The organism is Streptomyces adelaidensis, assembly GCF_016598475.1.
Taxonomy (GTDB): domain Bacteria; phylum Actinomycetota; class Actinomycetes; order Streptomycetales; family Streptomycetaceae; genus Streptomyces; species Streptomyces adelaidensis.
Window position 1 is genome coordinate 36,762 of record NZ_JAEMUX010000067.1, and the last position, 12,986, is coordinate 49,747.

General features: G+C 68.9%; 13 protein-coding genes, 1 tRNA gene and 1 pseudogene. 7 read left to right on the forward strand and 8 right to left on the reverse strand.

All coding sequences use genetic code 11. The annotated features are described in order from the left end of the window. Positions 1 to 11: 11 nt before the first annotated feature. From I8N67_RS30310 to sp36, 4 genes are all read right to left on the reverse strand, one after another. Positions 12 to 842 carry an MBL fold metallo-hydrolase gene (locus tag I8N67_RS30310; protein ID WP_200307425.1) on the reverse strand — a complete coding sequence of 277 codons (831 nt, stop codon included), beginning with the start codon at positions 840 to 842 and terminating at the stop codon, positions 12 to 14. Beyond that, positions 839 to 1,726: an NUDIX hydrolase gene (locus I8N67_RS30315; RefSeq protein WP_200307426.1), complete on the reverse strand. Its 888-nt coding sequence runs from the start codon at positions 1,724 to 1,726 to the stop codon at positions 839 to 841. The genes I8N67_RS30310 and I8N67_RS30315 overlap by 4 nt, the downstream gene beginning before the upstream one ends. A 71-nt stretch (positions 1,727 to 1,797) precedes the next feature. Then, on the reverse strand, positions 1,798 to 2,271 hold the full coding sequence (locus I8N67_RS30320; RefSeq protein WP_200307427.1) for a RidA family protein: 474 nt from the start codon (positions 2,269 to 2,271) through the stop codon (positions 1,798 to 1,800). After that, positions 2,268 to 2,426, reverse strand: coding sequence for a Sp36 family protein (gene sp36, locus I8N67_RS30325; protein ID WP_005476015.1), 159 nt, complete (start codon positions 2,424 to 2,426; stop codon positions 2,268 to 2,270). The genes I8N67_RS30320 and sp36 overlap by 4 nt, the downstream gene beginning before the upstream one ends. A gap of 140 nt (positions 2,427 to 2,566) precedes the next feature. Between sp36 and bagA the strand changes: the two genes are divergently transcribed. Both bagA and bagB read left to right on the forward strand, forming a co-directional pair. Then, positions 2,567 to 3,544, forward strand: coding sequence for an ATPase BagA (bagA, locus tag I8N67_RS30330; protein WP_200307428.1), 978 nt, complete (start codon positions 2,567 to 2,569; stop codon positions 3,542 to 3,544). Further along, entirely contained in the window at positions 3,541 to 4,914 is a 1,374-nt protein-coding gene (bagB, locus tag I8N67_RS30335) for an ATPase BagB (RefSeq protein WP_200307429.1), read from the forward strand. The genes bagA and bagB overlap by 4 nt, the downstream gene beginning before the upstream one ends. 148 nt (positions 4,915 to 5,062) lie before the next feature. On the opposite strand, the gene wblA is transcribed toward bagB, so the two are convergent. Continuing rightward, positions 5,063 to 5,401 (reverse strand): transcriptional regulator WblA, encoded by a 339-nt coding sequence (wblA, locus tag I8N67_RS30340; RefSeq protein ID WP_033524587.1) that lies wholly within the window; start codon positions 5,399 to 5,401, stop codon positions 5,063 to 5,065. A 601-nt stretch (positions 5,402 to 6,002) separates the two neighbouring features. Here wblA and I8N67_RS30345 point away from each other — a divergent pair. Then, the gene (locus I8N67_RS30345; RefSeq protein ID WP_200307430.1) at positions 6,003 to 8,294 is read left to right on the forward strand and encodes a transglycosylase domain-containing protein; all 2,292 of its coding nucleotides are present in this window, start codon (positions 6,003 to 6,005) and stop codon (positions 8,292 to 8,294) included. A 168-nt stretch (positions 8,295 to 8,462) separates the two neighbouring features. Here I8N67_RS30345 and I8N67_RS30350 read toward each other — a convergent pair whose 3' ends face one another. Next, positions 8,463 to 8,930 (reverse strand): GatB/YqeY domain-containing protein, encoded by a 468-nt coding sequence (locus I8N67_RS30350; protein WP_200307431.1) that lies wholly within the window; start codon positions 8,928 to 8,930, stop codon positions 8,463 to 8,465. Positions 8,931 to 9,107: 177 nt separating this feature from the next. On the opposite strand from I8N67_RS30350, the gene I8N67_RS30355 reads away from it, so the two are divergent. From I8N67_RS30355 to I8N67_RS30365, 3 genes are all read left to right on the forward strand, one after another. Continuing rightward, positions 9,108 to 10,037 carry a metallophosphoesterase gene (locus tag I8N67_RS30355; RefSeq protein WP_200307432.1) on the forward strand — a complete coding sequence of 310 codons (930 nt, stop codon included), beginning with the start codon at positions 9,108 to 9,110 and terminating at the stop codon, positions 10,035 to 10,037. Between the two features lie 205 nt (positions 10,038 to 10,242). Next, positions 10,243 to 11,076, forward strand: coding sequence for a Pr6Pr family membrane protein (locus I8N67_RS30360; RefSeq protein WP_200307433.1), 834 nt, complete (start codon positions 10,243 to 10,245; stop codon positions 11,074 to 11,076). Between the two features lie 29 nt (positions 11,077 to 11,105). Beyond that, positions 11,106 to 11,179, forward strand: a tRNA-Pro gene (locus tag I8N67_RS30365). A 291-nt stretch (positions 11,180 to 11,470) separates the two neighbouring features. On the opposite strand, the gene I8N67_RS30370 is transcribed toward I8N67_RS30365, so the two are convergent. Beyond that, positions 11,471 to 11,731, reverse strand: a complete 261-nt coding sequence (locus I8N67_RS30370) for a Txe/YoeB family addiction module toxin (RefSeq protein ID WP_200307434.1) — start codon at positions 11,729 to 11,731, stop codon at positions 11,471 to 11,473. Between the two features lie 10 nt (positions 11,732 to 11,741). Beyond that, positions 11,742 to 11,999: a type II toxin-antitoxin system Phd/YefM family antitoxin gene (locus I8N67_RS30375; protein ID WP_200307435.1), complete on the reverse strand. Its 258-nt coding sequence runs from the start codon at positions 11,997 to 11,999 to the stop codon at positions 11,742 to 11,744. A 282-nt stretch (positions 12,000 to 12,281) separates the two neighbouring features. Here I8N67_RS30375 and I8N67_RS43135 point away from each other — a divergent pair. Beyond that, a pseudogene (locus I8N67_RS43135) lies at positions 12,282 to 12,986 on the forward strand (ATP/GTP-binding protein); the annotation flags it as partial.

Here is a 12,986-nt window from a genome sequence, read left to right on the forward strand (position 1 = left end):
AGCACTGGGGCTCAGATCAGGCCGTGTTCCCTCAGGTACTCCAGTTGCGCGCGTACCGACAGCTCCGCCGCCGGCCACAGGGAGCGGTCCACGTCCGCGTACACGCGTGCGACCACGGCGTCGGGCGTCCGGCAGCCGTTCTCGACCGCCGTCTCGACCTGGGCGAGCCGGTGGGCACGGTGGGCGAGATAGAACTCGACGGCGCCCTGGGCGTCCTCCAGGACGGGGCCATGACCGGGGAGGACGGTGTGGACGCCGTCGTCGACCGTGAGGGACCTGAGGCGCCGGAGTGAATCGAGATAGTCCCCGAGACGGCCGTCGGGGTGGGCCACAACCGTCGTACCGCGCCCCAGGACGGTGTCGCCCGTCAGAACCGCCTGATCGGCCGGGAGATGGAAGCACAGCGAGTCGGCGGTGTGGCCGGGGGTGGGGACGACACGGAGTTCCAGGCCGCCGACCGAGACGACGCCACCCGCGCCCAGTCCTTCGTCACCCAGCCGCAGGGCCGGATCGAGGGCCCGGACGTTCGTCCCGGTGAGCTCGGCGAAGCGGGCGGCGCCCTCCGCGTGGTCCGGGTGCCCGTGCGTGAGGAGGGTCAACGCGACCCGCTTGCCCGCCTTCTCCGCCGTGTCGACGACGTTGCGCAGATGACCGTCGTCGAGCGGGCCCGGATCGATCACGACCGCCAGCTCGGAGTCCGGCTCGGACACGATCCAGGTGTTGGTGCCGTCCAGGGTCATCATGGACGCGTTCGGCGCGAGCACGTTGACCGCGCGCGCGGTGGCGGGGCCCGACAGGACCCCGCCCCTCGGCCGGCCGGGAAGGGCTGCTGCGTCGGTCATGCGGGGCCTCCACCGGCCGGTATGCGCTTGGTGAACTCGGCGTGGCCCGGCCAGGTGAGGACCACGTCGTCGTGGTCCAGGCGGGCCTCGGCGAGCACGGGGGTCAGATCGCGGCCGGGTGCGGCGGCGAGCGCCTCGGCGGCCGTGCCGTACGCCGAGAGCTGGCGCAGGGTCGCGATGGTGGGCGGCATCATCAGCAGTTCACCCTTGTCGTAGCCGTCCGCCGCGTCCCTGGGGCGGATCCACACCGTGCGGTCGGCTTCCGTGGAGGCGTTGCGGGTCCGCTGGCCCGGCGGGAGCGCGGCCACGAAGAACCAGGTGTCGTAGCGGCGGGTCTCGAACTCGGGGGTGATCCAGCGGGTCCAGGCGCCCAGCAGGTCGGAGCGCAGGACCAGTCCCCTGCGCTCCAGGAACTCCGCGAAGGACAGCTCCCGGGCGGCCACCGCCGCGCGGTCCGCCTCCCAGGCGTCGCCGCCGGTGCCGTCGCCGCCCGTCGTGTCGCCGACGACCGTGTCGGGGGTGGGGCCGGCGAGCAGGACGCCCGCCTCCTCGTACGTCTCCCGCACGGCCGCGCAGACGATCGCCTGGGCGTCGGTCTCGTCGACGCCGAGCCTGGACGCCCACCACGCGCGCGTGGGGCCCGCCCAGCGGATCAGGTGGTCGTCGTCGCGCGGGTCCACACCGCCGCCCGGATACGCGTACGCGCCTCCGGCGAAGGCCATGGAGGCGCGTCTGCGCAGCATGTGCACGACCGGGGTGTCGGCCGTGTCCTTGAGCAGCATGACGGTGGCGGCCCGCCTGGGGGTCACCGGTGTCAGCGTGCCGGCCGCGAGTGCCCTGATGCGGTCCGGCCACTCGGCTGGGTACCACTGCCCGTTTGCCATGGGCGGAGGCTAACTCGTGACGGCCGGATGTTCGAGAGGGAGCCGATGCGGCCGGGCACCCCATACGGAAGCTACGGCGTGTCCGAGGTCAGCTCCACCTGGATCTCCACCTCGACAGGCGCGTCCAGCGGGAGCACCGCCACGCCGACCGCACTGCGCGCGTGGACGCCCTTGTCGCCGAGGACGGCGCCGAGCAGCTCGCTCGCGCCGTTCACCACGGCGGGCTGGCCCGTGAAGTCCGAGGCCGAGGCCACGAAGCCCACGACCTTCACCACGCGCGCGACCCGGTCCAGATCACCGGCGACGGACTTGACGGCGGCGAGGGCGTTCAGGGCGCAGGTGCGGGCGAGTTCCTTGGCCTCCTCGGGGGTGACCTCGGCCCCGACCTTGCCGGTGACGGGCAGCTTGCCGTCCACCATCGGGAGCTGGCCCGAGGTGTAGACGTACACGCCCGTCCGGACGGCCGGCTGGTACGCGGCGAGCGGCGGGACCACCTCGGGCAGGCTCAGCCCGAGTTCCGCGAGCTTGGCCTCGACGGCGCTCACGGCTTCGGCCGCTTCAGGTAGGCCACCAGCTGCTCGGGGTTGTTCGGCCCGGGCACGACCTGGACGAGCTCCCAGCCGTCCTCGCCCCAGGTGTCCAGAATCTGCTTCGTGGCGTGGACGAGCAGCGGCACAGTCGAGTATTCCCACTTGGTCATGCGGCCGACTTTATCCGCTGTCCGGCCACCGCCCGGCACGGGTTCCGCCGCCGCCCCGGGCGGGCCGGTACGGCCGGTGGCGGCCAAGTTGTCCACAGCCTCCCGCGTACGCCACGCGCGGACTGGTTAGGCTCGAATACGTGAGCAGGCTCCAGGTCGTCAGCGGCAAGGGCGGGACCGGAAAGACCACGGTCGCCGCCGCACTCGCGCTCGCCCTCGCGACCGAGGGAAAACGCACCCTCCTGGTCGAGGTCGAGGGCAGACAAGGCATCGCACAACTCTTCGAGACGGAGGCGTTGCCGTACGAGGAGCGGAAGATCGCCGTCGCTCCGGGGGGCGGGGAGGTGTACGCGCTGGCCATCGACCCCGAACTGGCCCTGTTGGACTACCTCCAGATGTTCTACAAGCTCGGCGGGGCGGGACGGGCGCTGAAGAAGCTCGGCGCGATCGACTTCGCGACCACCGTCGCGCCGGGGCTCAGGGACGTGCTGCTGACCGGCAAGGCGTGCGAGGCGGTGCGCCGCAAGGAGAAGAGCGGGCGGTTCGCGTACGACTACGTGGTGATGGACGCGCCGCCCACCGGCCGCATCACCCGCTTCCTGAACGTCAACGACGAGGTGGCGGGCCTCGCCAAGATCGGCCCGATACACAATCAGGCCCAGGCCGTCATGCGCGTCCTGAAGTCCCCCGAGACGGCCGTGCATCTGGTGACGCTCCTCGAAGAGATGCCCGTCCAGGAGACGGCGGACGGCATCGCCGAGCTGCACGCCGCGAAACTGCCGGTGGGGCGGATCATCGTCAACATGGTGCGGCCCGAGGTGCTGGACGCCGACGAGCTGGAGTACGCGCGCGCGGTGCCGCGTACGGCTGTGGCCAAGTCCCTGTCCACGGCCGGCCTCGGCGGCGCCCGGCGCGGCGGCAACGCCGAGCGTCTGGTGGACCCACTGCTCGCGCAGGCAGAGGAGTACGCCGAGCGGTACGCCTTGGAGCACGAACAGCGGGGCGTACTGGGCGAGCTGGGCCTGCCGCTGCACGAACTGCCGCTGCTCGCCGAGGGTATGGACCTGGCGGGCCTGTACGAACTGGCCACGGAACTGCGTCAGCAAGGGATCTCATGACTTTGGACCCGGCCGCCACGCACGACTCGGCCCCTGCACACGACTCGACACACGACTCGGCCCACGCAACCGACACCCACGCGACCGACACCCACCGTGCGATCTCCTCGCCCCGGCTCCTCGCGGTCGACCCGTTGATCGACGATCCCAGGACCCGCATCGTCGTGTGCTGCGGCGCCGGCGGCGTCGGCAAGACGACCACGGCGGCCGCTCTCGGGCTGCGGGCCGCCGAGCGCGGCCGCAAGGTGGTCGTGCTCACCATCGACCCGGCCCGGCGGCTCGCCCAGTCCATGGGCATCGACTCGCTGGACAACACCCCGCGGCGGGTCAAGGGCATCGACGGGACCGGCGAACTGCACGCCATGATGCTCGACATGAAGCGCACCTTCGACGAGATCGTCGAGGCGCACTCGGACCCCGGCCGGGCCTCCGCGATCCTGGGCAACCCCTTCTACCAGTCACTCTCGGCGGGCTTCGCGGGCACGCAGGAGTACATGGCGATGGAGAAGCTGGGCCAGCTGCGGGCCCGGGACGAGTGGGACCTGATCGTCGTCGACACCCCACCGTCCCGCTCGGCCCTGGACTTCCTGGACGCCCCCAAGCGCCTCGGCTCGTTCCTGGACGGCAAGCTGATCCGTGTTCTGCTGGCGCCCGCGAAGGTCGGCGGGCGGGCCGGCATGAAGTTCCTGAACGTCGGCATGTCGATGATGACGGGCGCCCTGGGCAAGCTGCTCGGCGGCCAACTACTGAAGGACGTACAGACGTTCGTGGCCGCCATGGACTCGATGTTCGGCGGCTTCCGTACGCGCGCGGACGCCACGTACAAGCTGCTCCAGGCGCCCGGTACGGCGTTCCTGGTGGTGGCGGCCCCGGAGCGGGACGCGCTGCGGGAGGCCGCGTACTTCGTGGAGCGGCTGGCGGCCGAGGAGATGCCGCTGGCCGGGCTGGTGCTCAACCGCGTCCATGGCAGCGGCGCGGCCCAGCTGTCCGCCGAGCGCGCGCTCGCCGCCGCGGAAAATCTTGACGAGCCCCGCATTGTGGATCAGATGGACGGGAAAGCAGTTCGTAACTCTCCCGACACGTACGACAATTCAGAATCTTCCGCAACCACCGGCGCCCAGGACGACTCCCCCGCCCCGGACCGGTCTGTCGAACAGCTCACGGCAGGCCTGTTGAGGCTGCACGCCGATCGGATGCGGCTGCTCTCTCGCGAGCAGCGCACACGGGATCGCTTCACCGCGCTTCACCCCGAGGTGGCCGTGGCCGAAGTGGCCGCGCTGCCCGGTGATGTCCATGACCTGACGGGTCTGCGGGACATCGGGGACCGGCTCGCGACCATAAGGCCGGAACTGCCCACCTCTGACGGCTGATTGAGAATCCGACGACTGCTGAGGAACGATCCCGTGCCCCGACGGCCGATCCATGCCTCGGAGCACCCGAGAGCCGGCACACCTGCCCGACGCGCCGACACCTCAAGGGCGCCCTCGACGAACGTGACCCGCGGTAGGGGCCTCGTCCTCAGCTCACCGCCGCGTAGTTCTCGTACATCTCGTCATCGTCGAGCGGCAGAATGCCCGCGCCACGCTCGTACTCCGTGCGCGCGGTCTCCAGCAACCTGCGCCATGACGTGACGGTCGGCCGCCTGCGCAGCAGTGCGCGGCGCTCGCGCTCCGTCATTCCTCCCCACACGCCGAACTCGACGCGGTTGTCCAGTGCGTCCGCCAGGCACTCCGTGCGCACCGGGCATCCGGTGCACACCGCCTTGGCCCTGTTCTGCGCTGCTCCTTGAACGAACAGTTCATCCGGATCGGTAGTGCGGCAGGCAGCCTGCGCACTCCAGTCGGTTACCCAGCCCATACCGGCGCCGTCCTCTCCCGAATCGAGGCTCCCCCACGGCGGCAGCGGCATATTCACCGCCGCCAGTTGAGGACGTTACGGAAGGTGGGCACAGCGCAACACCCCCTTCGGGCCCAATCTTGAATGGCCCGAACGGACTATGCGTAAGCGGCAGATCACCCGCGGGAGTGACCTGAGGGCATACGTAACTATCCCGACAGACCGGGACAGTTGACATGCGTCACAACGGACACCGAATGACACACGAGGTGGATTCGGACATGGCCCCCGAAAAAAATCGGAAGAACGTCGCAACGATTCGGGCTCGGCGGACGTACTTGATACAAGGGCCCACGGCTGTGACAGTTGAGAGCAGCTTAGGCCAAGGCCTATGCGCGTGTCCGGCGAATGAGAACGTAGACAACCGTTCACGTTCCAATGTGTCGCCGAACCGCCCTTTCCGCGTGCCACTCGTCGCGGTGCCATCCCTTCCAGTGCCGTTACGGCGACTCTCCGTTCCGCCCGCCGCAAAGCGTGTATGGATGTCACGATCCGGCACTTGAACCCCTCCAGAGGCACCCGCTCCTTCGGAACGGTCATTGCTACGGATTAGGCTGCCCTCATGCCAAACAAGCGCTCGGGCGGTGGTCTGTCCCCCACACAGCAGGCCGCCAAGTTCCTCGGTGTCAGTGTGCTCGCGGGAGCCGTCATGGCGGGCATCGCACTGCCCGCGATCGGCGCCGTGGGGCTGGCCGCCAAGGGTTCGGTCGAGGGATTCGACGAGCTTCCAGCCAACCTCAAGCAGCCACCGCTGAGCCAGCGCACCACGATCCTGGACAGCAAGGGCGACTCGATCGCCACGGTGTACAGCCGCGACCGTACGGTGGTCGATCTCAAGGAGATCTCGCCGTACATGCAGAACGCGATCATCGCCATCGAGGACGCGCGCTTCTACCAGCACGGCGCGATCGACCTGAAGGGCGTGCTCCGCGCGCTCAACCGGAACGCGCAGGAGGGCGGCGTCGCCCAGGGCGCGTCCACGCTGACGCAGCAACTGGTGAAGAACGTCGCGGTGGAGGAGGCCGGTGACGACCCGACGAAGGTCGCCCAGGCCATCCAGCAGACCCTCGGCCGCAAGATCCGCGAGCTGAAGTACGCGATCCAGCTCGAAGAAGAGCTCGGCAAGAAGAAGATCCTCGAGAACTACCTGAACATCACGTTCTTCGGGCAGCAGGCCTACGGCGTCGAGGCGGCCGCCCACCGTTACTTCTCCAAGTCGGCCAAGGACCTGACGGTCGAGGAGGCCGCGCTCCTCGCCGGCATCGTGCAGTCGCCGAGCCGGTACGACCCGGTGAACGACCCGCAGGAGGCCACGAAGCGGCGCAACACGGTGCTGCAGCGGATGGCCGACCTCGGTGACATCTCGCAGGCGGCGGCCGACAAGGCCAAGGAGAAGCCGCTCGGCCTGGACATCAGCAAGCCGAAGAACGGCTGCATCACGGCGGTCAAGAACGCGGGCTTCTTCTGCGACTACGTCCGTGAGGTGTTCCTGAACGACCGGGTCTTCGGCAAGACCAAGGAGGACCGGGCCAAGATCTGGAACCAGGGCGGTCTGACGATCCGGACGACGATGGACCCGAAGGCGCAGAAGTCGGTCCAGGCCTCCATCAAGGACCACGTCAACCAGAAGGACGACGTGGCCACCGCCGCCACCATCGTGGAGCCCGGCACCGGCAAGATCCTCGCCATGGGCCAGTCGAGGCCGTACGGCCTCGACACCAAGAAGAACGAGACATCGATAAACCTGTCGGTCGACGCGTCCATGGGGGGCGGCGCGGGCTACCAGCCCGGTTCGACGTTCAAACCGATCGTCGTCGCCGCCGCCCTCGAAGGCGGTATGTCTCCGACGAAGTCATACTCCGCGCCGTACAAGATGGAGTACCCGAGCCCGATCTCGGTCTGCGGCGGCAAGAACTGGGTGAACAACGCCAGCCCCCGCACCACGCTCACCAACGAGAACGAGTCCGAGGTCGGGCCGTACACGATGAAGAAGGCGACCGCGCTGTCGGTCAACACCTACTTCGTGCAGATGATCGCGGACGTCGGCATCTGCCCGGTGACGGAGATGGCCGACAAGATGGGTGTCGAGCGGGCCGACGGCGCCAAGATGGGCCAGAACCCGTCGATCGCCCTGGGCACCCAGGAGATGTCCCCGCTGACCATGGCGAACGCGTACGCGACCTTCGCCTCGCGCGGCATGTACTGCACGCCGATCGCCATCGAGTCCATCACCCAGCGGGTCGGCGAGAAGTCGAAGTCCCTGGAGGTCCCGAAGTCGACGTGCTCGCGGGCGATGTCCGAGACCACCGCCGACACCATCAACACCCTGCTCGAGGGCGTGGTCGAGGACGGTACGGGTACGGAGGCGGGCCTCGGCGCCGGCCGCCCCAGCGCCGGTAAGACCGGTACGACGGACTTCCGTTACGCGGCCTGGTTCGTGGGTTACACCCCGAACATGGCCGGCGCCGTCTGGGTCGGCGACCCCGCGCACGAGCGCCGCATGGTCAACATCACCATCGGTGGCGAATGGCACGACAAGGTCTTCGGTGGCAAGGTCCCGGGCCCGATCTGGCGCGACATGATGTCCGGCGCACTGGCGGGCGAGCTCGCCCCCGACTTCACCCGCGTCCACATCCCCGACCCGCAGCCGGACCGCGGCCGCGGGGACGACGACAACGGGAACGGCAACGACGACGACAACGGTGACGACAACGGCGACGACGAGGGCGACCTGATCGCCGGCAACGACGGCGGCACCTTCCCGACCCCGGAGTTCACGATCCCCGAGGGCTGGATCCAGGGCCAGACCAACGGCGGGAACAACGGGAACGGCAACGGGGGCGGCTTCGGGTGACGGCCGTGAGCGCGTGAATAGGTACTGATACGGCGGTGGGGGCGTCCCTTTTTCAAGGGGCGCCCCCACCGCCGTTTCGCGTGTACGGGTGCTGAGCCCGGCCGGCGTGTGAGCTGCTCTGCTGCTGAGCCGCGTAGGGCTGCCGCTCCGCCGTGCCTGAGGTGCTGCTCAGCTGCCGGTGAGCTGCTGCTTGACGATGGCGGCGACGCGGCCGCCCTCGGCGAGCCCGGCCACCTTCGGGTTGACGATCTTCATGACCTGGCCCATGGCGCGGGGGCCCTCGGCGCCGGCGGCCCTGACCTCCTCGACGGCCTGGACGACGATCTGCTTCAGCTCCTCGTCGGACAGTTGCTTGGGCAGGTACCCGGCGAGGAGCTCGCCCTCCGCCTTCTCCCGCTCGGCCGACTCGGTACGACCACCCTGGGCGAAGGCGTCCGCGGCCTCGCGGCGCTTCTTCGCCTCCTTGGTGATCACCTTGAGGACCTCGTCGTCGGAGAGCTCACGCTTCTCCTTGCCCGCGACCTCCTCCTTGGTGATCGCGGTGAGCGTCAGCCGCAGCGTCGAGGAGCGGAGCTCGTCGCGCTCCTTGATGGCGGCGTTGAGGTCTGCTTGCAGCTTCGACTTGAGCGTGGTCATGGCGTCGATTGTCGCAGGTGCGGTAGGGGAAGCGCGCCTTGATTTCGCTGGTGTGTGCGGATCGGGCGAGGAACGCGGAGTCGGTTGTCCACAGGGCGAGTTGGCGATGGAGGGTGGGGATCGACGGTTGTCCACAGGCGTTCTCCCGTGCCGGGCGGGGTCTGACACGATGGACACATGCGAGCGCGATACGGAGTACCTCTGGGGATCGCGGCGGCCGGTGCCGCCGGTGTGGTGTACGCGGCGGGCTTCGAGGTCCGCTCCTTCCGGTTGCGGCGGGTGACGGTTCCGGTGCTGCCACCGGGCATGCGACCGCTGCGCATACTCCAGGTCTCCGACATCCACATGGTGAGCGGGCAGTACAAGAAGCAGCGCTGGCTGCGTTCCCTGGCAGGGCTGCGCCCCGACTTCGTGATCAACACCGGGGACAACCTCTCCGACCCCGAGGGCGTCCCCGAGGTGCTGGACGCGCTGGGCCCGCTGATGGAGTTCCCCGGCGCGTACGTCTTCGGCTCGAACGACTACTACGGCCCGAAGCTGCGCAATCCAGCCCGCTATCTCCTGGAGAAGGCCCGGGGCCACCACGGCCTGAACGGCAACAAGCCGGTGGTCGGCGCCATCCACAACCCCTGGGAGGACCTGCGCGACGGCTTCGACGGCGCGGGCTGGCTCAACCTCACCAACACCCGCGGCACGCTGAAGATCGAGGGCCTGTCGGTCGAGCTCACCGGCGTCGACGACCCGCACATCAAGCGGGACCGCTACGACCGGGTGGCCGGCGGCCCGTCCGAGTCCGCCGATCTCTCCCTGGGCGTCGTCCACGCCCCCTATCTCCGCTCCCTCGACGCGTTCACGGCCGACGGCTACCCCCTCGTCCTCGCCGGCCACACCCACGGCGGCCAGCTCTGCATCCCCTTCTACGGCGCCCTCGTCACCAACTGCGACCTCGACACCGACCGCGTAAAGGGCCTCTCCACCCACACGGCAGAGGGCCACACCGCCTACATGCACGTCTCGGCCGGCTGCGGAACGAACCGGTACACCCCGGTGAGGTTCGCGTGCCCACCGGAGGCTTCCTTGTTGACGTTGGTGGGGCGGGGGGCTTAAGGAGCGGGTGGGGCCTGCTGGGTGGGTCGGCGAACGGGGTGACGGCGCGGCGCCCTGCGGGGAGGACGGCTTACCGGCGCTTACCGACGCTGGCTGGCACTGACTGGCGCTGTCTGGCACTGACTGGCGCCGAGTGGCAGGGGCGACTAACCCGCACGGATCGCCCTGGATGGCCCGTTTTGTCTGATCGTCTTAGCGTGAGCGCATGACCGCACCGATACCCAGGGACATCCCCGACCTGCCCGCGATCTCGGGCATTCCCGCGCCGGTGACGTCCGTCGTGCCCGCGACGGCGGTAGTAGAACCGGCACGACGCCGGCCGACGGCGGCGTATCGCGCCTTGGTGGCGCTGGCGGCGGCTACGGCCGTCACGATCGAGCTGGTGCTGGGCAGCCCCCTACGGGCCATCAGCCACTTCTCTGTGCAGAGCACGGTCCTGGTGGCGCTGGTATTCGCCGCCTCGTCGCGCCGCGCATGGTGGGCCCGCCGCCCCGTGCCGGCGCTGGTGACGGGCGGCACGGTTCTCTATGCCGTGATCACGGCCCTGGTGTACCACCTGGTCCTGATGAAGGACCCGACCGTCTTCTCCATGACGATGACGCCGACAGGCGCCCCGGTCACCCCCACCGGCTGGCACGTCCTCACCAACCACGCCTTCCACACGGCGATCCCCCTCGCGGTGGTCGCGGACTGGCTGCTCCTGACCCGCCCGTCCTCGCCACGCCTGAGCCACGCGGCGGCCTGGCTGCTCTACCCGATGACCTACCTGGCGTTCACGCTCGGCCGAGCCGCCCTGCTGACCCCCGACTGGCCGGCCCCGTACCTCTACCCGTTCATGGACGTCGACCGCCACGGCTACAAGAGCACCCTGGGCAACGCCCTCCTCCTGGGCCTCGCCTTCTACGCCCTCGCCCTCCTCCTCATCGCCGTCGACCACCTCCGCCCCGACCCCGTACGCCCCCGCCGAGGCCGCCCCGACCGCCCCGACCGCCGCCCCGAAAACCGGATTTCGTCTCCGGCCAGCAGTGGGCTAAAGTAAACGACGTCGCCGCCGCAAGCAGCGACAATCGGGGTGTAGCGCAGCTTGGCAGCGCGCTTCGTTCGGGACGAAGAGGTCGTGGGTTCAAATCCCGCCACCCCGACAGTGAAACAACAGGTCAGGGCCACCCATTCAAGTAGTGGGTGGCCCTGATTTCGTGGTGCGTGAATCACTGCGCGACTAACGCTTCGGACCAGGCGCCGACCAGGCGGTAGATCTGCTCCAGTAGCAGGCCGTTGCAGGGCAGGATCGACACCAAGCTCCATCGGAACTCCCGGGGCGTCCGCTCCTGCGGGTTGATCCTGCGGCGATGGATACCTACCTGCCGCCCGACGACATCGCCCCAGGGAGCAGCACCCTCGCGCGTGGCCGCGCTCGATCCGCTTGCGCCGCGTCAGTTCTCATAGTGGTAGCGGCACTGCGCGATCAGGACGCTGTCCTCGGGGGCCTTGTAGATCAGCCGGTGCTCGTCGTTGATGCGGCGCGACCAGTAGCCCTGGAATCCATCCTTGAGCAGTTCCGGTTTTCCGATCCCCTCGTTGCCGTTCCGGGCAATGTCCGCGATGAGCGTATTGATGCGCTTCAGGATCTTGCGGTCCTGAAGCTGCCACCACAGGTAGTCCTCCCAGGCGCGGGAGGAGAAGGTGATCTTCAACTCGCGGCCCTTATTCGCCGGTCGCCAGCTCGCGTACGCTGCCGCCGCCGTTTTCCAGCTCGTCGATGGACGCGAGCAGGCGCCGGGCATTCGCAGGGCTGCGCAACAGGTACGCCGTCTCCTTCAGGGACTCGTAGTCCTCAAGGGAGACGATGACGACCGGTTCATGTCCGGCCCGGGTGATGACAACCTCTTCACGGTCGTCGGTGACGGAGTTGAGCACCTCGGCGTACCGCGCGCGCGACTCGGAATAGGTCATTGTCTTCACGATCACCCCTCTTCAACCCTTTGACGTACAAGAAACTGTACGTCGACCTCGGCGATGCGGCAAGCAGATGAACGACGGCTGCGACCGAGCGGCCTCCTGCGGGCAGCATTGTGGAGCTCGCACCGCAACGTCGTTGATCGTCAGGGGGAGCGGTGACAGGGCGGGACCTTCGAACGCTGTTCAGCTCGAACGACCGGAGCATCGCCACCAGTGGGGCGTTCACGAACCGGCAGGGCACAGTGGCAAGCGGTAACGGCCGGCCTCGCAGAGCACCTACGGCACGTGAGCTGTGCGGACTTCGATGTGGAGGACCTGGCAGCTCCCCGCCGCAACATCCTCGTCCTCCACGGCGTGGGCGGGATCGGCAAGTCCACTCTCTCCCGCAAGATCGAGGCATCGCTCGCCCGCAGCGAGCACCGCCCGGTGCAATGGGAATCGCCGTCCCACCCCGAGGAGCGGACTGCCGGTCCGTATCGACCTCGCGCGCCGCGGGCGTTATTGGGAGCACAACCACCCGGGCGAACCCATCGAGGACTACCTGCGCCGGGGCGGACTGCTGGGCCGCTTCAGCGCCGCTGCCGCCCTGCCCCAGCAGATGCAGTCCGCCCTCAGCGACATCGCCCAGGCTCTGCTGCTGCCCCCGGCACCGTCGGCAGGGCGCTCGGCCACGGGACCGGAGCTCTCATCAAGGCGTTACGCGAGCGGCACCAGTCCGTACGTGCCCTCGCCGGCTGTTCGCGCCTGGCCGACCTCCTGGAGGCTGAGCCCGGCCTGGAAGCCCTCAGCTTCTACCCGCACCTTCTCGCCTGGGACCTGGCCCAACTCACGGCCGACGAGAGCGCATTACCCGCGATCCTGCTGGACACCTTCGAAGACACCGGCGACCGCACGCACCGCGATTTCGAGCACCTGCTCCAGCGCGTCGTGTGGCTGATGCCCAACGCGTTCTTCGTCATCACCGGACGCACCGCCTCCAGTGGGCGGAGA

Coding starts and splice junctions, on each gene's coding strand:
- bagB (WP_200307429.1), top strand. CDS start 3,541: ATGACTTTGGACCCGGCCGCCACGCACGACTCGGCCCCTGCACACGAC.
- I8N67_RS30315 (WP_200307426.1), bottom strand. CDS start 1,726: ATGGCAAACGGGCAGTGGTACCCAGCCGAGTGGCCGGACCGCATCAGG.
- I8N67_RS30310 (WP_200307425.1), bottom strand. CDS start 842: ATGACCGACGCAGCAGCCCTTCCCGGCCGGCCGAGGGGCGGGGTCCTG.
- wblA (WP_033524587.1), bottom strand. CDS start 5,401: ATGGGCTGGGTAACCGACTGGAGTGCGCAGGCTGCCTGCCGCACTACC.
- I8N67_RS30355 (WP_200307432.1), top strand. CDS start 9,108: ATGCGAGCGCGATACGGAGTACCTCTGGGGATCGCGGCGGCCGGTGCC.
- I8N67_RS30345 (WP_200307430.1), top strand. CDS start 6,003: ATGCCAAACAAGCGCTCGGGCGGTGGTCTGTCCCCCACACAGCAGGCC.
- sp36 (WP_005476015.1), bottom strand. CDS start 2,426: ATGACCAAGTGGGAATACTCGACTGTGCCGCTGCTCGTCCACGCCACG.
- I8N67_RS30360 (WP_200307433.1), top strand. CDS start 10,243: ATGACCGCACCGATACCCAGGGACATCCCCGACCTGCCCGCGATCTCG.
- I8N67_RS30350 (WP_200307431.1), bottom strand. CDS start 8,930: ATGACCACGCTCAAGTCGAAGCTGCAAGCAGACCTCAACGCCGCCATC.